The organism is Klebsiella sp. WP3-W18-ESBL-02, from assembly GCF_014168815.1.
In the GTDB taxonomy this organism is placed as follows: Bacteria; Pseudomonadota; Gammaproteobacteria; order Enterobacterales; family Enterobacteriaceae; genus Kluyvera; species Kluyvera ascorbata_B.
Genome location: NZ_AP021972.1, coordinates 2,279,610 through 2,302,275, shown reverse-complemented (window position 1 = coordinate 2,302,275; position 22,666 = coordinate 2,279,610). Strand labels below are relative to the sequence as shown.

The following is a 22,666-nucleotide window of genomic DNA, read 5'->3' as shown; positions in this document are numbered from 1 at the left end:
TCGCGTGACATCACAGGCAAAAAAAATGGCTCCCTCGGGAGCCATTTTTATCGCAACGTGATTGCTTACGCTTTCAGCAACTGCTCAGCGGTGTCTTTCACGCTCCCCAGCAGAACTTTAACGTCCTCCAGGCACACCGTCGGGTTCAGCAGCGTCAGCTTCAGGCAGGTGATGCCATCCGATTCAGTCACGCCGACGTTGGCGCTCCCCGAAGCCAGCAGAACGTCACCAATACGCTGGTTCAGCAGCGCAACGAACGCCATGTCATCGCTTTCAGGACGGAAGCGGAACAGCACGCTTGCCAGCTGCGGCTCCATCACCAGCTCCAGATGCGGCTGAGTTTTGACAAACGCAGCCACATCACGCGCCAGCGTGACGCCGTTATCAATGATTTCGGCGTACTGCTTTTTGCCCAGCGCTTCAAGACCCATCCACAGCTTCAGCGCATCGAAACGGCGCGTGGTCTGCAGCGACTTCGACACCAGATTCGGCACGCCAGCCTCTTCATCGAATTCTGAGTTCAGGTACGCCGCCTGATAGCGCATCAGCTCGTAGTGACGCGCATCTTTAAGCAGGAACGCGCCGCAGCTGATGGTCTGGAAGAACTGCTTGTGGAAGTCCAGCGTCACGGAGTCCGCCAGCTCAAGACCGTTCAGGAAGTCGCGATACTTCTCAGACAGCAGTAACGCCCCGCCCCACGCTGCATCCACGTGCATCCAGATCTGATGCTCCGCCGCCAGCGCCGCGATATCCGCTAACGGATCGATGGCGCCAGCATCGGTGGTCCCGGCGGTGGCGACAATCGCCATCACCTGCTCGCCGTTGGCTTTCGCCTGAGCCAGCTTGGCTTTCAGGTCAGCCAGATCCATACGCGAGAATGCATCGGTCTTCACCTGAGTGACGGAACGGTAGCCCAGCCCCATCAGCGCCATGTTCTTCTGCACGGAGAAGTGCGCGCTTTCAGAGCAGAACACTTTGATTTTGCTCAGGTCACCGGTCAGACCATTCTGCTGAATGGAATGCCCCTGGCGGGCGAAGAAGGCATCGCGCGCCAGCATCAGGCCCATCAGGTTGCTCTGGGTACCGCCGCTGGTAAACACGCCGGCGTCGCCCGCCGTATAGCCCACCTGCTCGCGCAGCCATTCGATCAGCTTGATCTCAATGATGGTGGCGGACGGGCTCTGGTCCCAGGAGTCCATGCTCTGGTTGGTGGCGTTGATCAGCACTTCCGCCGCCTGGCTAATCACCAGGCTCGGGCAGTGCAGGTGCGCCACGCACTGGGCATGGTGGACTAACAGGCTGTCTTTCAGAAAGTATTCAACCGCACGCTCAATAGCGGCCTGGTTGCCCAGGCCCTGAGACGTAAAGTTCAGGTTGATGCGTTCGCGCAGTTGCTCAACGGTTTTGCCCTGATACATCTCAGGCTGCTTCAACCATTCAACGACCGCTCGCGTACTCTGCTCGATAGCATCCTGATAGGCGGCAATGCTTTGCGCCGAGCCGGACAGAATCGGGTTTACGTCTGACATTCGATCCAACTCCGTTTAAACCGGCTTCACGCCAGCGCCCAGCAGGGCGTTTTCGAATTTATCGAGGAACACTTCCAGCTCAGCGTTGGTGATCAGCAGAGACGGCAGCAGACGCAGTACGCAACCGTTGCGGCCCCCACGCTCCAGAATCAGCCCATTTTCGAAGCATTTTTTCTGCAGCAGCGCGGACAATTCGCCATCGGCCGGGTAGCAGCCCATATGATCCTGCGCTTCGTTCGGCTTCACGATCTCAATACCAATCATCAGACCCAGACCACGTACATGACCAATCACCGGGTAGCGTTTCTGCAGGTCAGCCAGCTTGCCTTTCAGCCACTCGCCCTGGGCAGCCACTTTATCGGCAATGTTGTCGTCTTTGAGGATCTTCAGCGTCATCAGGCCGGTCGCCATCGCCAGCTGGTTGCCACGGAAGGTGCCGGTGTGGTGGCCCGGGGCCCATGCGTCGAACTGCTTTTTAATGCCCAGAACCGCCAGCGGCAGACCGCCGCCAACCGCTTTGGACATCACAATGATATCTGGCTCAATGCCAGCGTGTTCGAAGGCGAACAGCTTACCGGTACGTGCGAAACCAGCCTGAACTTCATCGATGATCAGCAGAATGCCGTGTTCCTGAGTCACTTTACGAATACGTTGCAGCCACTCAACCGGCGCCGGGTTCACGCCGCCTTCGCCCTGCACGGCTTCAAGGATCACGGCCGCAGGTTTACGCACGCCACTTTCAACGTCGTTAATCAGGTTTTCGAAGTAATAGGTTAATGCTTTGACGCCAGCCTCGCCGCCGATACCCAGCGGGCAGCGGTACTCATGCGGATACGGCATGAACTGCACTTCCGCCATCATGTTGCTGACGGCTTCTTTCGGTGACAGGTTGCCGGTCACGGACAGCGCGCCGTGGGTCATCCCGTGGTAACCGCCGGAGAAGCTGATCACGCTGGAACGGCCGGTCACTTTTTTCGCCAGCTTCAGGGCCGCTTCAACGGCATCTGCGCCGGACGGACCGGTGAATTGCAGGCAATATTCTTTGCCCTGCCCCGGTAATAAGGACAGTAAATAAGATGAAAATTCATCTTTTAATGGGGTAGTAAGATCAAGCGTATGTAACGGTAAGCCGCTTGTGATGACACTTTGAATGCTCTGCAGCACTTCAGGATGATTATGACCAAGCGCCAGGGTTCCGGCACCTGCCAGGCAATCAAGATATTGATTATTTTCTACGTCAGTAATCCAGACGCCCTGCGCTTTAGCGATGGCTAATGGCAGTTTACGTGGATAGCTGCGGACATTAGATTCAAACTCAGCCTGTCTTGCTAAAAAGGTATCATTGCTCTGTGGTAATGAATTAGCACTTAAAGTATCAATACGGACTTTATCCGTCATCATATCACTCCTACAACCAGGTGTAGATTAACGCCTGATTGAATAAATGGTTATAAGGATTACCTGTAAAAAAGCGCGGCTAATATATGTTGTTTTAGCGTTGGACTCAATCATTTATTTTAAGGTCTGAAACATCGTTTAATTTTCATTTAAAATCAATGAGTAACACCGACGCAGCGCCCTCAATTTTATTAAATTTTGTTACCATTTGTCTTAAAGACCTCTCCGCAGAAGCCTCCCGCATGATGTATTAAAAGCCATCTTATTTTCATGGTTTTATTATTCACTTACACGAATTTACCATTAATAATGTAAGCACTAACCGCCGAATGCATGATTTTTCACTTGTTTATGCTGAAATAAAATAAAAAAGTCGATCCCTCTGGATAAATCACTTACTATGGCGCGCTTATTTGCAGGCTCTGTAAATAAAGAACTAATGCGCATCACCCGGTAACGCGTACAGGCGAAACACGTTATCGACAACAGGAGCCTTTCCTGGGTTGTCATCAGAAATGTTCGCGGGCGGACATTTCGTAAGGCGAAGACGCTTCCCTTATGCCGAGAATGAAAATTTTCTAGCCATGCTTTCATGGCGCCCTGATATGAGATTGTTATGACACGCATTTATCCACAATTCATCGTTGCCAAATTTGGCGGCACCAGCGTCGCTGATTTTGACGCGATGAACCGCAGTGCCAGCATTGTTCTTGCTGATCCCAACGTTCGTTTAGTCGTTCTTTCTGCTTCGGCAGGCGTGACCAACCTGCTGGTCGAACTTTCTGAAGGTCTGGAAAGCCATCGGCAATTAGACAAGCTCGAGACGTTACGTACTATCCAGTACAACATTATTTCCCGCCTGAAGCAGCCTTCGGTTATCAGCAAGGAAATCGATAATCTCCTCGACAATATCGGCCGCCTGGCGCAAACCGCCGCGGCGTCGCCTTCCACCGCGCTGAGTGATGAACTCGTGAGCCACGGCGAGCTGATGTCTTCGCTGCTCTTTACCGAGGTCATGCGCGAGCGCGAGGTCGAAGCCAGCTGGTTTGATGCGCGCAGCGTGATTCGCACTAACGCCAACTACGGTTGCGCTGAGCCGGACGTCGCCGCGCTGGCTGAACTGGCCGAAATGCACCTGCGCCCACGCCTTGAGCAGGCCATCATGATTACCCAGGGGTTTATTGGCCGCGATGCCAGCGGGCACACCACGACGCTCGGCCGCGGTGGGAGCGACTATACCGCGTCGCTGCTCGGCGAAGCCCTCCACGCGGCACGGGTGGATATCTGGACCGACGTGGCCGGTATTTATACAACCGACCCGCGTATTGCGCCTAATGCCAAACGGATCGACCGCATCTCGTTTGCCGAAGCGAGCGATATGGCAGCCTACGGCGCGAAAGTGCTACACCCCGCCACGCTGATGCCGGCGATGCGCAAAAACATTCCGGTGTTCGTTGGCTCCAGCAAAAATATCGCCGCTGGCGGTACGCTGGTTTGCTGCACGACGGACAACCCGCCGCGCTACCGTGCGGTGGCGGTGCGCCGCAAGCAAACGCTGCTGCGTTTGCACAGCCTGGATGCACAACCGTCCTGCCATTTCTTAGCGCAGATGTTTGCGCTGTTAGCGCGTCATTCGGTGGCCGCCGATCTGGTGACAACCTCCGAAAACAGCATTGCGCTCGCGCTGGACTCCACTCACGCCACCTCGGGTGAAGATCACACGCTGACCACATCGTTATTTACCGAGCTGTCTTCCCACTGTCGCGTAGAAGTGGAAACCGGCCTGGCGCTGGTGACGCTGGTCGGCAATCAGCTTACGCAGGTCTCTGGCGTGTTTAAGGATGTTTTTGCCTGGCTTGAGACGCATGCGGTTCGTATGGTCTGCCACGGCGCCTCCAGCAATAATCTTTGCATTCTGCTGCCCGCGGATGAAGCCGATAGCGCCGTTAAGGCCCTGCATTTGCGGCTGTTTGAGTCATAAGGTGATAAAAACAAAAAGTCCCGGTCTTAACGGCCAGGACTTTGTTAACTGTCTCAGTGGCTCCTTCACGGAGCCCTTATTTAGCCAGGACGGTGTGATGACCCACCGCCGCGACGGCAGCGCTTGTCGTAGTGACGAACCCACCAGTACCGATCGCTCACCTGCTCGTGCCCGCCGACACGCGCCCCGGCCAGCCAAAGAATCGCGCCGACGAAGATGCTGAGTACGGCCCCGTGCGCAAAGAATTGCGGGAGGTCAAGCTGCGGCAGCTGGTTTAAAATAGAATAACCGACGCCGACGACCATCACGAGCAGGCCTAACCCCATGAGCACATTACCGAGTAACGAAGCGTTTTTGCGTTTCATAGTGTCACCTCCGTAGATTGGCTTTGGGTTTCGGGATATATCCCTATTCCATGTGTGTAAAGTATAGACAACACCGCTGTGGATAAGTGCGCTACCGATCACAAATAGGCACATATCATCAACATAACTTTACATTTAAGTTACTGATATGCTTTTCAATGCGCATTATCACTCTGGAAAACTATTCCGTTTTTTACGCTTTCAGCGCTTATTTTTGTCAAGCAGCCCGTCACGACGTAAACTAGCCGCCGGAAAGATTGCCCACTCAGGAACAATAACGTGACGATTAAACTGATTGTCGGCCTCGCAAACCCCGGCGCAGAGTACGCGGGGACGCGCCATAACGCTGGCGCCTGGTACGTCGATTTACTGGCTGAACGCTTTCGTGCCCCGCTGCGCGAAGAGAGTAAATTTTTTGGCTACACCTCGCGCATTAACCTAGCGGGGGAAGATGTCCGCCTGCTGGTGCCCACCACTTTTATGAACCTTAGCGGCAAAGCCGTGGCGGCGCTGGCAACCTTCTATCGCATTAATCCAGATGAAATTCTGGTGGCCCACGACGAACTGGATCTCCCGCCTGGCGTCGCGAAGTTTAAGCTGGGCGGCGGCCACGGCGGTCATAATGGGTTAAAAGATATCATCAGCAAATTAGGCAATAACCCTAATTTTCATCGCTTACGTATCGGGATCGGCCATCCGGGCGATAAAAGTAAAGTTGTCGGTTTTGTCCTCGGCAAACCGCAGGCAGCAGAACAGAAGCTGATCGACGATGCGGTAGACGAAGCGGCGCGCTGCACCGAAATCTGGCTGAAAGACGGGCTGACTAAAGCCACGAACCGATTACACGCTTTTAAGGCGCAATAGACCGACGACTGCGGTATTTTTTCCGTATGACGTGTATAATGCGCAAAGTTATTTACTTTTCTACAATCTGTTCAAGCTAACAGGTTGAATATCAAAAGATTAAGGTGATTTAAACATGGGATTCAAATGCGGTATCGTCGGTTTGCCAAACGTAGGCAAATCCACCCTGTTCAACGCGCTCACGAAAGCCGGTATTGAAGCGGCGAACTTCCCGTTCTGTACTATCGAGCCGAACACAGGCGTCGTACCGATGCCCGATCCGCGTCTGGACCAGCTGGCGGAAATCGTTAAACCGCAGCGTATCCTGCCGACCACCATGGAATTCGTTGATATCGCGGGCCTGGTAAAAGGCGCGTCCAAAGGTGAAGGCCTGGGTAACCAGTTCCTGACCAACATCCGCGAAACCGAAGCGATCGGCCACGTTGTACGCTGCTTCGAAAACGACAACATCATCCACGTTAATAACAAAGTGGACCCGGCTGACGATATCGACGTTATCAACACCGAGCTGGCGCTGTCTGACCTTGATACCTGCGAGCGCGCCCTGCACCGCGTTCAGAAGAAAGCCAAAGGCGGCGATAAAGACGCAAAAGCCGAACAGGCCGCGCTGGAAAAATGCCTGCCGCAGCTGGAAAACGCCGGTATGCTGCGCGCGCTGAAAACCCTGACGGACGAAGATAAAGCGGCCATCAAATACCTGAGCTTCCTGACCCTGAAGCCAACCATGTATATCGCTAACGTCAACGAAGATGGTTTCGAGAACAACCCGTACCTCGACAAAGTGCGTGAAATCGCCGCTGCCGAAGGTTCCGTTGTGGTTGCCGTATGCGCCGCCGTTGAAGCCGACATCGCAGAACTCGACGATGCTGACCGTGAAGAATTCATGGCCGAAATGGGCCTGGAAGAGCCGGGCCTGAACCGCGTGATCCGCGCCGGTTACGAACTGCTTAACCTGCAAACCTACTTCACCGCAGGCGTAAAAGAAGTGCGCGCATGGACCATCCCGGTCGGCGCTACCGCGCCGCAGGCAGCCGGTAAAATCCACACCGACTTCGAAAAAGGCTTTATCCGCGCGCAGACCATCGCGTTTGAAGACTTTATCACCTACAAAGGTGAACAAGGCGCGAAAGAAGCCGGCAAGATGCGTGCTGAAGGGAAAGATTACATCGTCAAAGATGGCGACGTGATGAACTTCCTGTTTAACGTCTAAATAAAATGTGTTGTCTTATGAGGTTTCGCTGAATCTCATAGAATCGCAAATAACCACAAAATCCACGCAGTTGCGTGGATTTTTTTATTTCATAGCGTCTCAACTCATCCCGTACCAACGCGGTCAAAAATGCGTACATGGATGGGGACAACATTCTTCCATCTTCATTTTAACTGAGTACAATAACGGTATAATAAATATACAAGATCCCATTATGCTCGCTGATACGCAATGCCGAGCTGCCAAGCCGAAAGAAAAACGCTAAAGCGGTGACCATTTTAGTTGACCACTACACAGACCCTTTACAGCGAAGAATCTCCGTCGATTTAATAAGGGAGCCCTCACTGGCCCCTGTCAGGATCACACTTTTCAGCTCAGGATATTCACTTATAAAAACCAGGTGTTATTATCCATCCTGTAAATACCTTTCAACTCAACCCGAGGCTTTGATGCTGGAGAATGTAATCATCCGATAATCAGTTACTCGACCTTTTCAGGCCGAACTGATTATCAATGCGCCGAAATCGAATGCGGGCACCGCTGTGTGTTTGCACGTTTTGCACATGATGATTAAACAGGTTTTCCAGTATGAATTTATCCCGTCAGGAACAACGTACCTTACACGTTCTCGCCAAAGGTGGTCGCATTGCGCACGTCCGCGATGCATCTGGCCGCGTCACCGCCGTTGAATGCTACACCCGCGAAGGGCTGTTGCTGACCGACTGCACCCTTGCCACCTTCAAAAAACTCAAAACCAAAAAACTGATCAAGTCCGTCAACGGTCAGCCCTACCGCATCAACACCAGCGGGCTGAATAACGTTCGCGCACAGCTTGATAACCGCTAAGGAGAGCATGATGGATATCAGCACCCTTATTTCCTCATCCCGACACATCCAGCTGTCAGCGGAGGAAAGTAAAATCCCCTGGGACGAACCGGCCTTCAGCCAGCGCATGCTGGCAAACCATTTGTCGCAGGACCACGACTGGGCCAGCCGCAGGCAGGAGGTCATTAAGCAGCAGGTCGAGTGGATCGCCAGCCAGTTACCCCCTGGCGCACATATCCTCGATCTCGGCTGCGGTCCCGGCTTTTATACCCACCGCTTAGCGGAGCGCGGATTTCACTGCACCGGCGTGGATTTCTCGCCGGCATCCGTGAGCTGGGCCCGTCAGCAGGCGCAGAACGCCGGATTGCATATCGACTATGTTCAGCAGGATGTCCGCGCATACTGGCCGGATAAATCGTTCGATTTCATCATGATGACATTCGGGGAACTGAATGTGTTTAGCACGGCGGATGCGCGCTCACTCGTCAGCCGCTGCGCGCTGTGGCTGGAAACGGGTGGCAGGCTGCTCACTGAAGTCCATACTTTCGACGAAGTTAAGCGTCAGGGAATGGCTGAAGCGAACTGGCAACGCTGTCAGGACGGGCTGTTTCTGGGCGTCCCTCATCTGCTTCTGACGGAACATGGCTGGGATGAAGCCGCGCAGACCAGCTCAACGCTGTTCTGGGCCATAGAGGAAAACGGTCGAACCACCCGTTTCGGCAGCCAGATGACGGCCTGGCGCGATGACGAATGCATCAGCCTGCTCGACAATGCCGGGTTTACCCTGCTTCCTCCTCCTGAAAGCTACGACTGGCCAGTCAGCGAGACATTTGAAGGGAAGCTGTTTGTTCTGCTGGCTGAAAAAGCAAATATCTCAGAGAAACACTCTCTTAATGCTCAACGCAATAAAAGGAATTCCAGATTGGATATCCCACGTATTTTTACCATCAGTGAAAGCGAACACCGCATCCACAACCCGTTCACCGAAGAGAAGTACGCCACGCTGGGCCGTGTGCTGCGCATGAAACCGGAGACCCGCATTCTTGACCTCGGCAGCGGCTCGGGCGAGATGCTCTGTACCTGGGCCCGGGACCACGCCATTACCGGTGTCGGTATCGATATGAGCCAGTTGTTCAGCGAGCAAGCCAGACGCCGCGCCGAAGAGCTCGGCGTCAGCGACCGGGTTCAGTTCATCCATAACGACGCCGCCGGATACGTTACAGAAGAGAAATGCGATGTGGCGGCCTGTGTCGGTGCGACATGGATAGCCGGTGGGTTTGCCGGGACCGTCGGGCTGCTAGCTCAAAGCCTGAAACCGGGTGGGATCATGCTTATCGGTGAACCCTACTGGCGTCAGCAACCTGCGACGGACGAGATTGCCCAGGCCTGTGGCGTCAGCTCGACGACCGATTTTATGACGCTACCAGGGCTTGTCAGCGCGTTCGACGACCTCGGCTATGACGTGGTGGAAATGGTACTGGCAGATCAGGAAGGCTGGGACCGCTATGAGGCCGCGAAATGGCTGACCATGCGCCGCTGGCTGGAGGCCAATCCTGATGACGACTTCGCAGCGGAAGTCAGGGCCGAGCTAACACTCTCGCCGAAACGCCACGTAACGTACGCGCGGGAATACTTTGGCTGGGGCGTGTTCGCGCTCATTGCCAGGTAACAACAAGCCCCGGTATTTCTGACTGGAGATGCCGGGGCTTAGCCATTGTTTTGATCTGATGCATCACCTGCACAATACATATTCTGTATTTTTATTAATCAGGATGTCACCATAAGGAGCATCATATGTCACAACATGAACAGTTCTGTCAGGCTTGCGGGATGCCGATGTCTGCACCTGATGCACACAGTGCCAGCGATCGATATTGCGCATACTGCATCGACAGCAACGGCAATCTAAAACCCTGGGAAGACGCGGTATCAGGCTTAGCCAGCTTCCTTGATTCCTGGCAAAAAGTCGGCCCGGAAGAAGCCCGGAAACGGGCAAAACGTTATCTGACGGCAATGCCCGCCTGGGCTCATAAAGCGGAAGAGTGAAATGTATTTCTGCTGCTCAATCAGCATTGAAGCACATGCCGTACGTCAGTATTTGTGACTATAACTCAACCAGCCAGTTTCCTGGCTGGTTGCACACTCACACAAATCAGCGCTGCCATCATTCCGACATCGAAAGCAAACCATCATCCAGTCGATTCCCCTGGATTTTTATGCCTGCTAACAAAGCATCCATATTAGCCAAATCCTCTTCGCTCAATTCAAGATCAATCGCTTTAATGTTGTCGTCTATATAGGAAACTTTATCCATCCCGGGAATCGGTACGATCCATGGTTTTTGTGCCAATAACCATGCCAGAGCTACCTGTACAGGTGTCGCTCCTTTACTGGCTGCGACCTCCCGGAGCATGCTGACTAACGGCATATTCGCTTTTATTGCCTCTGGGGTGAAGCGCGGAAAGTTTGCACGTAAATCAGTCGCGCTATCGAATTTTGTTGAGGAATCAATCGTTCCCGTCAGGAATCCGGTCCCCAGAGGTCCCCAGGGCACAAACCCGATTCCCAATTCCTCACAAACGGGCAATACTTCTGCTTCAGGCTCACGGGTCCACAAAGAGTACTGGTTTTGCACGGCTGCGACTGGCATGACTGCATGTGCCCGACGAATGGTTGCAGCACCAACTTCGGATAAACCATAGTGACGGATCTTACCTTCCTTTATTAAATCTCCCAGCGTACCTGCAACATCTTCAATAGGGACATTCGGATCCACACGGTGCTGATAAAAGAGATCGATATAATCTGTTTTCAGGCTTTTCAGGGATGCTTCAGCAACAGCGCGGATATTTTCAGGACGACTATCAACGCCCGTTGTCACACCATTTTCCAGTTTGAAACCAAATTTGGTCGCAATAAGCGCTTTTTCACGATGTGCAGATAACGCCTTACCCACAAGTTTTTCATTCGTATAGGGGCCATAGGCCTGAGCAGTGTCAAAAAAGTTAATCCCCCTGTCGAGCGCAGCATGAAGAACGTTAATCCCGGTCCGATCATCAACGGCGCTACCGGTTCCAAAGCTTAAATTCATTGCCCCCATGCCTAATGCTGATACGGTTAATCCGCTACGACCTAACTGACGATATTTCATATTAATTTCCTTACTCATTAAACGCGGGCGATGCCCAGGCTGTCATGTACATAAAGTGATGGTTCAATCACCATACGGTTAATTAGATCGGCAATACTTAGCCGGGAAACGCTGCTGCCCCGAAAGGGTTCATTTCTGTGCGTTAGTCCATATTCAACTTCATGCCCATTGGAAAACCACGCAGGCCGGATGATGGTATGATCGAGCCCTGCATTTTCTATAATTTTTGCTGATTCCCGATAAGGCGCCAAAATACTGCCGTATTTCTCTCCCGGCACTTCATCATATATTCCCATTGAGCTAATGAAGATCAAACGACGCACGCCCGTTGATTTCATTGCACGAATAATCGTCGCGGCCTGCTCCTTCATATTTCCGGATAAATTGGCGTACACAATATCTTTACCGCGCATGGCGAGCCTGAGTTGTTCATCATTGAGAACATCCCCTTCAATCAGGGTCACCCTGGCGGTATCCGGGTTTTGCAGGCGTGCACTGTTACGTAAATACAGCGTTAACTGAGCCTGGCTGTTATCCAGTAAGTAGCGGGTAACCACTCGGGCAAGAGAGCCCGCAGCCCCCAGAATCAATACGTTTGTCATTCTTCCCTTCCTCATTTCAAATCACTGAGGGCAATACTAGAGGGTGTGATTGTGTTTGTATGTGGATTTATACCGCATTCAGAATTCTCAATTATGGGATAATCAAAACCACTTTGATGAGCGACAGGTGATAAAAGGTTATATTCATGAGCGCGACTCATAACGCTTATCCAGCCTACGATGATTATTAATTGCCGCCGGGTCGCTATTATTGAACGCAGTATCCTTCCTTAAGCAGGCATGTATGAACCGTTCTCCCTCCGTTAAGACAACCGGACTACTTTTTATTATGATCCTCAGCGCCCTGATGGCGTTTACGTCCTTGTCTACCGATATTTATCTTCCCGCAATGCCCATTATGGCGAAGGAATTGCAGGGTGATGCAGAATTAACTATCACCGGCTTTTTGATTGGCTTTTGTCTGGCGCAGCTTATCTGGGGGCCGATCAGCGATCGCTTCGGTCGTCGCCCTCCCCTGATAATTGGCATGGTGTTATTTATTATCGGTTCAGCAGGATGCGCGCTTTCTACTGATATCACGCATATCGTTTTCTGGCGGGTATTTCAGGCGCTGGGGGCCTGCACCGGCCCGATGCTAGCGCGCGCGATGATTCGTGATCTGTTTAGCCGTACTCGCGCCGCCCAGATGCTTTCAACATTAACCATTGTCATGGCGATTGCCCCTATTGTTGGCCCACTGCTTGGTGGGCAGATGATTAAATTCACCTCATGGCATGCCATTTTCTGGTTGTTGACGGCCATTGGCGTATTCATGCTGCTGTCACTCTACTGGCTGCCTGAGACATTGCCGCTTGAACGTCGTATATCGTCCTCAATTGGTGGTGCGTTCCGGACATATTATCGGTTGATCCGTAACGTGAACTTTATGAAGTTCACCCTTTGTCTGACGTTTTATTATGTGGCCGTTTATGCATTTATTGCAGGCTCTCCTTTTGTCTATATCACGTATTTCCATGTAGATCCGCAGCATTACGGTTGGTTGTTTGCCGTCAACATTGTTGGCGTAATGGGGCTAAGTGCGGTTAACCGTCGCCTGGTACAACGTTACCCACTGGAAACGCTCTTAAAAAGCGCCGTGCTGATTGCCGCTACAGCGTCCCTGGTGCTGGCGGTTGCGACAAAACTGAATGTCGGTGGAATCGCCCTGATTGCTCTCGCAATTTTCATCCTGTTTTCAATGAATGGCGTTATTGCCGCCACCGCAACGGCCGCCGCTCTGGATTCGGCACCGAATGCTGCAGGGTCGGCTTCAGCACTGATTGGTTCACTCCAGTACGGCAGTGGCATCGTTTCATCATTGCTGTTAGCGATGTTCAGCGATGGAACCCCCTGGACGATGGGCTGGATTATCACCCTTTTCACTTTGGCCAGCGCAGCAATGGCGCTGACCACCCGAATGAGTAAGGCCGGTCATTAACTATTTTTGCCAAAGAAGGCATCAAGCTGCCCCATCGCTGCATTGACATAGCGCGGTACCCGCAAGTTTCTTAAAGACAACAATCTCCAGTAGCCATGCAGAAGCAGTGTTCATCGCTCATTTATGAGTACTGCTAATTAACCTTAGAAAATTTTACCCTCTAATCAAATAAATAAGGCTGCGCTAAGCTCTTTTCACACCCAGGATTGAGGATATTCATGTGCAAACGGTAAAACTGAACAACGGCATTGAAATGCCCCTGGCAGGCTTCGGCGTTTTCCAGATGACGGACGCGGCTGAATGTGAGCGTGCGGTGATTGACGCCATAGAAACGGGTTATCGTCTGATTGATACTGCCGCCGCCTATCAGAACGAAACTCAGGTCGGAAATGCCATAAAGCGTAGCGGTGTTAATCGCGAAGAGCTGTTTATCACCACCAAACTATGGGTACAGGACGTGAATTATGAGGGCGCAAAGGCCCAGTTTGAGCGTTCAATTAACCGACTCCAGCTGGACTATATCGACCTGTATTTAATCCACCAACCCTACAATGATGTCCACGGTGCCTGGCGAGCAATGGAAGAATTGCTCGCTGCCGGGCGAATTCGCGCCATTGGCGTCAGTAATTTTCATCCGGACAGGCTTGCCGATCTCATCGCGTTCAATAACGTCGTACCGGCGGTCAATCAAATTGAAGTGAACCCTTTTAATCAGCAACTCCACGCTGCACCGTGGATGCTAAGCCGACAGGTCCAGCCTGAAGCCTGGGCGCCTTTCGCCGAAGGAAAGAATGGACTGTTTGAACATCCGGTTCTGGCGGCCATCGCTCAGAAATACGGCAAGAGCATTGGGCAAGTTATCCTGCGCTGGCTCTACCAGCGAAGCATTATATCGCTGGCCAAAACGGTCAAAAAAGCGCGCATGGCAGAAAATATCGCTATTTTTGATTTTGAGATAAGCGGTGACGATATGCAGAAAATAACCGCTATCGATACCGCGACAAGCGCATTTTTCTCCCACCGTGATCCGGCGCGAGTGGAATGGATTGCAGACTGGAAACTGGATATTTGAGGTAAATCATGATTAAAACCGTAAAAGCGTTGGGTACCGATGCCGCAAACAACCCCTTGCGGGAATTCAGCATCAAACGCCGTGGATTATTAAATGATGATGTGGAAATAGAAATTCTCTACTGCGGCATCTGCCACTCTGATTTACATCAAATCAAAAATGATTTTGGCGGCACTCATTATCCGGTTATTCCCGGGCATGAAATCGTTGGCCGGGTGATTGCTGTTGGTAATGATGTCACCCAATTTAAACCGGGTGATTTTGCCGCTGTCGGCTGCATTGTTGATTCCTGCGGCGAGTGCCCTGCCTGCCGCCACGATCTGGAGCAATTCTGCGAATCGGGTACGACATTGTCATTTAATACGCCAGATAAACATCTGGGCGGCATGACCTACGGTGGATTCTCACAAACCTATGTTTGCCGGGAAAGCTACACGTTGAAAATGCCTGATAACTTAGATCTTGCCGCCGCCGCGCCATTACTTTGTGCCGGTATTACCGTCTATTCGCCACTCAAACACTGGCAAGCCGGTGCCGGTAAAGTAGTGGGGATCCTGGGCATTGGCGGGCTTGGGCATGTTGCGATAAAAATAGCAAAAGCCATGGGCGCACATGTTGTGGTCTTTACGACATCGCAGGCTAAAGTCGAGGATGCGCATCGCTTAGGCGCACACGAAGCGGTACTCTCTTCCGATACAGAACAAATGGCAAAATTTGTCGGCAAACTGGATCTGATTTTAGATACCGTATCAGCAAAGCATGACATTAATGCGTATCTGAAATTATTAAAAATTGATGGTTCCGTGGTGCTTGTCGGGCTGCCCCCAGAACCTATTGAAATTTCCGCATTTAATGTCGTGAAAGGCCGTCGTAGCTTCTCAGAATCCAATATTGGCGGCATTGCTGAAACCCAGGAGATGCTTAATTTCTGTGCCGAGAACAATATTACCGCAGATATCGAACTGATTGATGCCAGCCAGATAAATGACGCATTCAGCAGGCTGGAAAAAGGTGATGTGAAATACCGCTTTGTGATAGATATGACAACATTGAAATAATCAGTGTCTTGCTATGCAGCCTTCGGGCTGCTTTTTTTCGCTAACCCTATGAGCCCCCCCTGCACCACCTTATGATCTCACATCAACAATAACAGTATTTTCTGTGATGGTAATAGCACAATTCGGATGTAAAACTCCTGTAGCACAGTTAATTTATGTTTTTTATTCATAGGCGCTTGCGTTCTGGCTATCTTAATCAACCGCGCTCAACCCCTTATGATGTCCTCGTTCCGTCATATTGTTGAAAATATTACTTACGAGGTTTCTCATGAAAAGTACCGTATTGATTCTCTCCGCACTTTTATCTCTGTTTACCATTAACAGCGCATTTTCCGCACAGGCAATCGCCAGTGATGCCGGTAAAGTAAAAATGGGCGTGGTATCCGCCAGTGGTGCCAGCACGCTGGACGATCTCGTCGCCCAACTCTCAACACAAGCAGATAAACAGGGCGCCTCTTCTTTTAAAGTGCTGTCGGCGACAGGCAATAATAAACTGCATGGCGTAGCAGAGATTTATCAATAATCCTGCCCGGTTCATGTTCGCGGGTTCATTTAATCCTCTGACCGGTTATAAACAGAGTGAAGCTGATAATGATTAAACTCGAGCAACTGCTAACCGAAATAACCCAATGGATAGACGACAATATCCATCAACCACTCAGTATCAATGATGTTGCCGCGCGCGCGGGATACTCAAAATGGCATCTCCAGCGCGTTTTCTTTCAGACGAAGGGACAGAATATTGCGGCATATATTCGGGATAAGAAACTGGCGTTAGCGGCAAACGATCTCATCGTTAGCCGCGATAAGGTGCTTGATATCGGCTTTCGCTATGGTTTTGAATCCCAGCAGTCCTTCACCCGTTCATTCTCTAAGAAATACAACGTTCCACCTCAAGCGTATCGCCGCTTATATACCGAAAAGCATTTTTAAACTGCACTGATAATAAGAGTCAAATATGATGAAAAGTTCGGTGGCTTATTCGCCTCTGGCTATGCTATGCATTTTTGCTATGACGACAGGGTTGGCTGGATGCGACAGTAAGGACGCATCTTCTGCCAGCAACGATATTCCTCCCGATGTTATTGTCGAGACAATAAAAGCAACGCCCCTGACCCTGACCCAAGATCTCCCGGCAAGAACGGTGGCATCCCGTATTGCGGAAATCCGCCCGCAGGTTTCAGGGATTGTGCTGTCCCGTGATTTTACCGAAGGCAGCGACGTTAAAGCCGGTCAGCCGCTCTACCATATCGACCCGGCAACCTTCCGCGCTTCCGTCGATAATGCCCGGGCCACAGTCAACCAGGCGAAGGCCCAGTCACAGCTCGCCCAGACGACGCTTTCCCGCTATCGCGCACTGAGCGGCAAGGATTATATCAGCCGTCAGGATCTCGATCAGGCTCAGGCCACTGCCCACCAGTCGCGTGCGGCTATCGATGCAGCCAGCGCCGCCCTTCGCTCTGCTGAAATCGATCTGGCTCACAGCACGGTGACATCACCACTGAATGGCCGCATCGGGTTATCGAGCGTAACGGAGGGGGCACTGGTTCAGAACGGTCAAAGTCGCGCGCTGGCTACCGTGCAGCAACTCGATCCGATGTACGTTGATATCACCCAGCCGGGCGAAGCATGGCTGCGATTACAGAGTGCGCTGGCGAACGGCCAGATTAAGCAGGAAAACGGCAAAGTACCTGTCCATGTGCTCATGCAGGACGGAAGCCCGTATCCGCTGAACGGCACGCTGGCGTTCTCTGATGTCACGGTGGATCAGACCACGGGCGCAATTACCCTACGCGCCATTATTCCTAACCCGAATCATCAACTGCTACCCGGCATGTTTGTTCGCGCCCGTCTTGAAGAAGGTATCGCTCCAGACGCACTGCTGGTTGCCCAGCAGGCGGTCACCCGCACACCACGCGGTGACGCCACGACGCTCGTTGTCGATAAGCAAAATCGGGTACAGCCCCGCGCGATAACCGTGGCGGGAACATCTGGCGATCGCTGGCAGGTCACCGAAGGCCTTCAGGCGGGTGAACGGGTCATTGTTTCAGGCAGTCAACGCGCTAAACCCGGCGAGGTTGTGACTCCGCATGAACGCGTCACGCGATCCGGTTCGTCTTCACAGGAATAATCATCCATGTCTAAATTATTTATTAACCGCCCTATTTTCGCCTGGGTGCTGGCTATTATCGTGATGATTGCCGGGGGGATTGCGATTATGGGATTACCCGTGGAGCAATACCCGGACGTCGCGCCAACGGCGGTACAGATCCGCGTGAGCTATCCTGGTGCCGATGCCACCACGCTGCAAAACAGCGTGACGCAGGTGATTGAGCAGAACATGACGGGTCTGGATGGCCTGATGTACATGTCCTCAACCAGTGACTCCTCCGGGACGCTGCAACTGACCCTCTCCTTTAAAAACGGCACCGACCCGGATATCGCACAGGTTCAGGTGCAGAATAAGCTTCAGGTCGCCACGCCCCTGTTGCCGCAGGAAGTGCAGCAACAGGGGATTACGGTGATGAAATCCTCCAGCACCTTCTTCCTGGTCCCCGGCTTTGTTGACGAAGCCGGGCGCATGAGCATGGAAGACATCGCCGACTTCGTGGCATCGACCATTAAAGATCCGATCAGCCGTATTGACGGCGTGGGCGACACGACGCTGTTTGGTTCACAGTACGCGATGCGCATCTGGCTGGATCCCAACAAGCTCAACAACTATCAGCTAACCCCTGTTGATGTCAGCAATGCCCTTAAGGTACAGAACGCGCAGATCGCAGCAGGCCAACTGGGCGGTGCGCCCGCAATGAAAGGCCAACAGTTAAATGCGTCCATCATTGCGCAAACCCGCCTCACCTCGCCGGAAGAGTTCGGGAACATTTTGCTGAAGGTCAACAGCGATGGCTCGCAGGTCACACTACATGATGTGGCGCGGATCGAACGCGGCGGCGAGAACTACCAGTTTGTGGTGAAAATAAACGGCAAACCGGCTTCCGCGTTGGGGATCCAGCTCGCCAGCGGAGCAAACGCCATGGATACCGCCAAAGCTATTCGCGCGAAACTGGCTGAACTGGAGCCATATTATCCGCAAGGGTTAAAGGTCGTTTACCCTTATGACACCACGCCGTTTATCAGCATCTCGATTCATGAGGTGGTGAAGACGCTGTTTGAGGCGATTATCCTCGTCTTCCTCGTGATGTATCTGTTCCTGCAAAGCTTCCGTGCGACGCTTATTCCCACTATCGCGGTGCCGGTCGTGCTGCTGGGGACGTTCGGCATCCTGAGCGCGCTGGGCTACTCGATCAATACCCTGACAATGTTCGGGATGGTGCTGGCCATCGGCCTGCTGGTTGATGACGCCATTGTGGTGGTAGAGAACGTTGAGCGCGTGATGGCCGAAGAAGGCCTCAAGCCCCGTGCGGCGACGCGAAAATCGATGGAGCAGATCCAGGGCGCACTGGTGGGGATTGCGCTGGTCCTGTCCGCGGTATTTATTCCGATGGCCTTTTTTGGCGGCAGTACGGGCGTCATTTATCGCCAGTTCTCCATCACTATCGTTTCGGCGATGGTGCTGTCAGTGCTGGTTGCACTCACCCTGACGCCCGCACTTTGCGCCACCATCCTGAAACCGGTCAAACCTGGTGAACACGCTAAAGATCGTGGGCTGTTTGGCTGGTTCAACCGCCGCTTCGATGCCAGCAGCTCACACTACTCGCGTGCCGTTGCCCGTATGCTGAACGGTACCGGGCGCTATTTGATCGTCTACGGCGTGATCGTGCTCGGTATGGCCTGGCTGTTTGCCCGTCTGCCGACCGCGTTTCTGCCGTCAGAAGATCAGGGCGTCCTGGCGACGCAGGCGGTTCTGCCTGCTGGCGCCACGCAGGAACGTTCGCAGCAGATTCTGGACAACATTAACGACTGGTATCTGAGTGATGAGAAACACAACGTTGCCAACGTGCTCACCGTCAACGGCTTTGGTTTTGCCGGGCGCGGGCAAAATATTGGTATCGCTTTTATCGGCCTGAAAGACTGGTCTGAGCGTGACGGTAGCGAAAACAGCGTTGATGCCATCGCCGCCCGGGCTAACCAGGCGTTTTCGAAGCTGATCGATGCACAGATTGCCGCATTCAACCTGCCGCCTATCATCGCGCTGGGCAACGCCACCGGCTTTGATTTTGAGTTGATCGATCAGGCGGGTCTGGGGCATGAAAAGCTGATGGAAGCGCGTAACACTCTGCTACAGATGGCGCAGCAGCACCCAGACGTGCTGATGGCCGTGCGGCCAAACGGCATGGAAGATACGCCGCAGTATCGGGTCAATATCGATCAACATAAGGCGTCCGCGCTGGGGGTTTCGCTGGATGATATCAACACCACGTTAAGCACCGCGTGGGCGGGGAGTTACATCAATGACTTTATGGACAGAGGCAGGGTTAAAAAGGTCTATGTGATGAGCGATGCGGCATGGCGCATGATGCCTGACGATCTCAATAACTGGTACGTTCGCGCCGGTAACGGCAAGATGGTGCCCTTTGCAAGCTTTGCTGACGCACAGTGGATTTACGGCTCTCCGCGCCTTGAACGGTATAACGGCCTTTCTTCGCTGGAAATTCTGGGGCAACCCGCACCGGGTCGAAGTTCAGGCGAGGCTATGGCATTGATGGAGCAGTTGGCATCGCAGTTACCGAAAGGGATCGGCCACGACTGGACCGGGATGTCGTATCAGGAACGCTTGAGCGGCCAGCAGGCTCCGGCGCTTTATGCCCTGTCGTTGATTATCGTTTTCCTGTGCCTGGCGGCGCTGTATGAAAGCTGGTCCATTCCGTTCGCCGTGATGCTGGTAGTACCGCTTGGCGTCGTCGGTGCGCTGCTCGCGACAACCTTGCGTGGCCTCAATAACGACGTCTATTTCGTGGTCGGCCTGCTGACCACCATCGGTTTATCGGCGAAGAATGCGATTCTGATCGTTGAATTTGCCAACGACATGATGGTGAAGGAAGGCAAAGGTTTAATTGAAGCAACGCTTGAGGCGGCACATAGGCGTCTGCGCCCGATATTAATGACCTCGCTAGCCTTTATTCTCGGGGTTCTGCCGCTGGCATTAAGCCGTGGTGCGGGTTCTGGCGCCCAGAATGCCGTCGGCACTGGCGTAATTGGTGGGATGGTCGCGGCAACGCTGCTGGCTATCTACTTTGTGCCCGTGTTCTTTGTTGTGGTACGCCGCCGCTTTACCGGCAAGCGTGTCACTGATGACGAGGATGATGAGTAATTAAACCCACCGGAGCGCCTGCTCCGGTGATTTTTTTACGCGCTATAGCGTAACGCGTCAATCATCAACGCAAAGGCAGGAGGATGCTGCTTTCGGCTGGGATAGTAAAGATAATAGCCGGGGAATACCGGACTCCATTCCTGCAATACCTCAATCAATGCCCCCGATTCAAGCTGCGGCTGAATCACATCTTCAGGAACGAACGAAAGGCCGAAGCCGTCTTCGGCCGCATCGATTCTTTCCGAGAGATGATTAAAGGTAAGCTGGCCGTCTACCTTCACCTGAAGCGGTTTTCCGTCCTTTTCAAACTCCCACTGATATAAACCACCCAGCGTCGGAAGACGCATATTAATACAACGATGGTGCTGAAGATCGTGTGGCGTATCAGGAATGCCATAGCGGGTAAAATAGTCAGGCGATCCCACAACAACCAGCCGCAGGTCAGGCCCGATGCGCACCGCAACCATGTCTTTATCGACGCTTTCTCCCAGTCGAACGCCCGCATCAAATCGCCCTTCGACGATATTTACAAAGCCGTTATCCACCACCAGTTCAACATTAATCTCGGGATACTCGCGCAGGAACGGTTTAAGTTTCGGCCACACCAGACTTTTCGCCGCATGCTCTCCGGCAGAGATACGGATATTCCCGGCGGCTATGCCATTAAGCTGCACCAGTTGCTCCAGCTCTTGCTCCAGCTCTGTCAGGCGAGGCTCCAGACAGGCGATGATCCTCTCCCCCGCGTCCGTGGGCGCCACGCTGCGCGTGGTGCGGGTCAGCAGACGGATATTAAGCCTGGCCTCCAGCGCCTTCATGGCATGGCTCAGGGCTGACTGGGAAACACCAAGTTTAGCCGCCGCTCGGGTAAAACTTCGCTCCCGCGCCACGGCCAGAAAGAGCTGAAGTTCATTAAAATTTTCTTTAAGCACGCGTAACCCCTGGGTGTTTTAGCTAAAAAATTAATCATGAGAAGGGTTCATAGACGCAATCATTTTAGCCCCGTTACTCTCAATAATCACAGTTGATACACTTATCACAGTGAAATTTTCCGATTAGAAAAAAGGTTCATAATGAAAGTCTTAATTGTCGGTGCGACCGGCAGCATTGGTCGTCATGTTGTAGAAATGTCGATAAAAATGGGTCATCAACCGAAAGCACTGGTCCGTTCCCCACAAAAAAGCAAATTGCTGCCACAGGGGGTCGAGATTGTTAATGGCGATGTCTCTGTCTCGGAAACATTGACCGGTATTGGTGATGATATTGATGCCGTTATTTTCACCCTCGGATCCGATGGATTAGGGCGCATTGGCGCGCGGGCCATTGACTACGGCGGCGTCAGAAATATTCTGCAACGCCTAAAACATCGGCCAGTCAAAGTCGTGCTGATGACCGCTATCGGCGTGACAGAAAGAGAAGGTTCCTATAACCGTCAGACACAAGCGCATGACTGGAAGCGACGCGCAGAACGCCTGGTTCGCGCCAGCGGGCATCCTTATACCATCGTCAGGCCCGGTTGGTTTGATTACAACAAACCGAATGAACAAAAAATCGTTATGCTACAGGGCGACAGACGTCACTCAGGCACTCCGGCTGATGGCGTAATTTCCCGTAAACACATTGCCCGGGTACTGGTTTGCGCATTAACGGACGACGACGCTAAGAATAAAACGCTGGAACTGATTACCGAAAACGGGAAAGAGCAGCAGAGCCTTACCCCACTTTTTTCAGCCCTGCAACAGGACAGCGCAGATAAAAATGATGGTATTCACGATATAAACAATATGCCCCTGGACTCAGAGCCTGAGTGCGTTATTCGCGATCTTAGTACGCTGGCGCAATAAGGAACAACATAAAAGAGGCGGCATATTCTACCGCCCCTTTTCATCACACCGTCAGTGACG

20 protein-coding genes are annotated in these 22,666 nt (G+C 52.6%); 14 read left to right on the top strand and 6 right to left on the bottom strand.

What is annotated here, in order from left to right; all coding sequences use genetic code 11:
• Positions 1 to 65: 65 nt before the first annotated feature.
• Both H7R56_RS10850 and H7R56_RS10845 read right to left on the bottom strand, forming a co-directional pair.
• Positions 66 to 1,529 carry a pyridoxal phosphate-dependent decarboxylase family protein gene (locus H7R56_RS10850; RefSeq protein WP_106926661.1) on the bottom strand — a complete coding sequence of 488 codons (1,464 nt, stop codon included), beginning with the start codon at positions 1,527 to 1,529 and terminating at the stop codon, positions 66 to 68.
• A gap of 15 nt (positions 1,530 to 1,544) precedes the next feature.
• On the bottom strand, positions 1,545 to 2,930 hold the full coding sequence (locus H7R56_RS10845; protein WP_106926659.1) for a diaminobutyrate--2-oxoglutarate transaminase: 1,386 nt from the start codon (positions 2,928 to 2,930) through the stop codon (positions 1,545 to 1,547).
• A 613-nt stretch (positions 2,931 to 3,543) separates the two neighbouring features.
• Here H7R56_RS10845 and lysC point away from each other — a divergent pair.
• On the top strand, positions 3,544 to 4,908 hold the full coding sequence (lysC, locus tag H7R56_RS10840) for a lysine-sensitive aspartokinase 3 (RefSeq protein WP_106926657.1): 1,365 nt from the start codon (positions 3,544 to 3,546) through the stop codon (positions 4,906 to 4,908).
• A gap of 80 nt (positions 4,909 to 4,988) precedes the next feature.
• On the opposite strand, the gene ychH is transcribed toward lysC, so the two are convergent.
• Positions 4,989 to 5,273, bottom strand: coding sequence for a stress-induced protein YchH (ychH, locus tag H7R56_RS10835; protein WP_106926655.1), 285 nt, complete (start codon positions 5,271 to 5,273; stop codon positions 4,989 to 4,991).
• Between the two features lie 279 nt (positions 5,274 to 5,552).
• Here ychH and pth point away from each other — a divergent pair, with 279 nt between their 5' ends.
• The 5 genes from pth to H7R56_RS10810 all read left to right on the top strand — a co-directional run bounded on the left by pth (position 5,553) and on the right by H7R56_RS10810 (position 10,218).
• Positions 5,553 to 6,137, top strand: a complete 585-nt coding sequence (pth, locus tag H7R56_RS10830; protein WP_106926653.1) for an aminoacyl-tRNA hydrolase — start codon at positions 5,553 to 5,555, stop codon at positions 6,135 to 6,137.
• Positions 6,138 to 6,252: 115 nt separating this feature from the next.
• A complete protein-coding gene (ychF, locus tag H7R56_RS10825) occupies positions 6,253 to 7,347 on the top strand; it encodes a redox-regulated ATPase YchF (protein WP_106926651.1) in 1,095 nt (364 codons plus the stop codon).
• A gap of 588 nt (positions 7,348 to 7,935) precedes the next feature.
• Positions 7,936 to 8,193, top strand: a complete 258-nt coding sequence (locus H7R56_RS10820; protein WP_106926649.1) for a YjhX family toxin — start codon at positions 7,936 to 7,938, stop codon at positions 8,191 to 8,193.
• 7 nt (positions 8,194 to 8,200) lie between these two features.
• A complete protein-coding gene (locus tag H7R56_RS10815; RefSeq protein ID WP_106926647.1) occupies positions 8,201 to 9,841 on the top strand; it encodes a class I SAM-dependent methyltransferase in 1,641 nt (546 codons plus the stop codon).
• 125 nt (positions 9,842 to 9,966) lie between these two features.
• A complete protein-coding gene (locus tag H7R56_RS10810) occupies positions 9,967 to 10,218 on the top strand; it encodes a zinc ribbon domain-containing protein (protein ID WP_106926645.1) in 252 nt (83 codons plus the stop codon).
• 118 nt (positions 10,219 to 10,336) lie between these two features.
• On the opposite strand, the gene H7R56_RS10805 is transcribed toward H7R56_RS10810, so the two are convergent.
• Positions 10,337 to 11,323, bottom strand: a complete 987-nt coding sequence (locus H7R56_RS10805) for an aldo/keto reductase (RefSeq protein ID WP_106926643.1) — start codon at positions 11,321 to 11,323, stop codon at positions 10,337 to 10,339.
• A 17-nt stretch (positions 11,324 to 11,340) separates the two neighbouring features.
• Complete coding sequence (locus H7R56_RS10800) at positions 11,341 to 11,925, bottom strand: NAD(P)H-binding protein (RefSeq protein WP_106926641.1); 585 nt, start codon at positions 11,923 to 11,925, stop codon at positions 11,341 to 11,343.
• A 244-nt stretch (positions 11,926 to 12,169) separates the two neighbouring features.
• Between H7R56_RS10800 and H7R56_RS10795 the strand changes: the two genes are divergently transcribed.
• The 7 genes from H7R56_RS10795 to H7R56_RS10765 all read left to right on the top strand — a co-directional run bounded on the left by H7R56_RS10795 (position 12,170) and on the right by H7R56_RS10765 (position 20,765).
• On the top strand, positions 12,170 to 13,363 hold the full coding sequence (locus H7R56_RS10795) for a multidrug effflux MFS transporter (protein ID WP_182928657.1): 1,194 nt from the start codon (positions 12,170 to 12,172) through the stop codon (positions 13,361 to 13,363).
• Between the two features lie 220 nt (positions 13,364 to 13,583).
• Positions 13,584 to 14,435, top strand: coding sequence for an aldo/keto reductase (locus tag H7R56_RS10790; protein WP_106926637.1), 852 nt, complete (start codon positions 13,584 to 13,586; stop codon positions 14,433 to 14,435).
• 11 nt (positions 14,436 to 14,446) lie between these two features.
• On the top strand, positions 14,447 to 15,493 hold the full coding sequence (locus H7R56_RS10785) for an NAD(P)-dependent alcohol dehydrogenase (RefSeq protein WP_374956742.1): 1,047 nt from the start codon (positions 14,447 to 14,449) through the stop codon (positions 15,491 to 15,493).
• 268 nt (positions 15,494 to 15,761) lie between these two features.
• On the top strand, positions 15,762 to 16,016 hold the full coding sequence (locus H7R56_RS10780; protein ID WP_106926633.1) for a YdgH/BhsA/McbA family protein: 255 nt from the start codon (positions 15,762 to 15,764) through the stop codon (positions 16,014 to 16,016).
• A gap of 68 nt (positions 16,017 to 16,084) precedes the next feature.
• Entirely contained in the window at positions 16,085 to 16,426 is a 342-nt protein-coding gene (locus H7R56_RS10775) for a helix-turn-helix domain-containing protein (protein WP_106926631.1), read from the top strand.
• Positions 16,427 to 16,454: 28 nt separating this feature from the next.
• Positions 16,455 to 17,624: an efflux RND transporter periplasmic adaptor subunit gene (locus tag H7R56_RS10770; RefSeq protein WP_106927043.1), complete on the top strand. Its 1,170-nt coding sequence runs from the start codon at positions 16,455 to 16,457 to the stop codon at positions 17,622 to 17,624.
• A gap of 6 nt (positions 17,625 to 17,630) precedes the next feature.
• Positions 17,631 to 20,765: an efflux RND transporter permease subunit gene (locus H7R56_RS10765; protein WP_106926629.1), complete on the top strand. Its 3,135-nt coding sequence runs from the start codon at positions 17,631 to 17,633 to the stop codon at positions 20,763 to 20,765.
• A 35-nt stretch (positions 20,766 to 20,800) separates the two neighbouring features.
• On the opposite strand, the gene H7R56_RS10760 is transcribed toward H7R56_RS10765, so the two are convergent.
• Positions 20,801 to 21,694, bottom strand: coding sequence for a LysR family transcriptional regulator (locus H7R56_RS10760; protein ID WP_106926627.1), 894 nt, complete (start codon positions 21,692 to 21,694; stop codon positions 20,801 to 20,803).
• 141 nt (positions 21,695 to 21,835) lie between these two features.
• On the opposite strand from H7R56_RS10760, the gene H7R56_RS10755 reads away from it, so the two are divergent.
• Entirely contained in the window at positions 21,836 to 22,606 is a 771-nt protein-coding gene (locus tag H7R56_RS10755) for an SDR family oxidoreductase (protein ID WP_106926625.1), read from the top strand.
• Positions 22,607 to 22,666 lie beyond the last annotated feature (60 nt).

Excerpts from the sequence above, each read along its gene's own strand:
- H7R56_RS10850 (WP_106926661.1), bottom strand. The coding sequence starts at position 1,529 with ATGTCAGACGTAAACCCGATTCTGTCCGGCTCGGCGCAAAGCATTGCC.
- H7R56_RS10775 (WP_106926631.1), top strand. The coding sequence starts at position 16,085 with ATGATTAAACTCGAGCAACTGCTAACCGAAATAACCCAATGGATAGAC.
- H7R56_RS10820 (WP_106926649.1), top strand. The coding sequence starts at position 7,936 with ATGAATTTATCCCGTCAGGAACAACGTACCTTACACGTTCTCGCCAAA.
- H7R56_RS10755 (WP_106926625.1), top strand. The coding sequence starts at position 21,836 with ATGAAAGTCTTAATTGTCGGTGCGACCGGCAGCATTGGTCGTCATGTT.
- lysC (WP_106926657.1), top strand. The coding sequence starts at position 3,544 with ATGACACGCATTTATCCACAATTCATCGTTGCCAAATTTGGCGGCACC.
- H7R56_RS10800 (WP_106926641.1), bottom strand. The coding sequence starts at position 11,925 with ATGACAAACGTATTGATTCTGGGGGCTGCGGGCTCTCTTGCCCGAGTG.
- H7R56_RS10805 (WP_106926643.1), bottom strand. The coding sequence starts at position 11,323 with ATGAAATATCGTCAGTTAGGTCGTAGCGGATTAACCGTATCAGCATTA.
- H7R56_RS10795 (WP_182928657.1), top strand. The coding sequence starts at position 12,170 with ATGAACCGTTCTCCCTCCGTTAAGACAACCGGACTACTTTTTATTATG.
- H7R56_RS10845 (WP_106926659.1), bottom strand. The coding sequence starts at position 2,930 with ATGATGACGGATAAAGTCCGTATTGATACTTTAAGTGCTAATTCATTA.
- H7R56_RS10770 (WP_106927043.1), top strand. The coding sequence starts at position 16,455 with ATGAAAAGTTCGGTGGCTTATTCGCCTCTGGCTATGCTATGCATTTTT.
- H7R56_RS10765 (WP_106926629.1), top strand. The coding sequence starts at position 17,631 with ATGTCTAAATTATTTATTAACCGCCCTATTTTCGCCTGGGTGCTGGCT.
- H7R56_RS10815 (WP_106926647.1), top strand. The coding sequence starts at position 8,201 with ATGATGGATATCAGCACCCTTATTTCCTCATCCCGACACATCCAGCTG.
- ychF (WP_106926651.1), top strand. The coding sequence starts at position 6,253 with ATGGGATTCAAATGCGGTATCGTCGGTTTGCCAAACGTAGGCAAATCC.
- H7R56_RS10810 (WP_106926645.1), top strand. The coding sequence starts at position 9,967 with ATGTCACAACATGAACAGTTCTGTCAGGCTTGCGGGATGCCGATGTCT.
- ychH (WP_106926655.1), bottom strand. The coding sequence starts at position 5,273 with ATGAAACGCAAAAACGCTTCGTTACTCGGTAATGTGCTCATGGGGTTA.
- H7R56_RS10780 (WP_106926633.1), top strand. The coding sequence starts at position 15,762 with ATGAAAAGTACCGTATTGATTCTCTCCGCACTTTTATCTCTGTTTACC.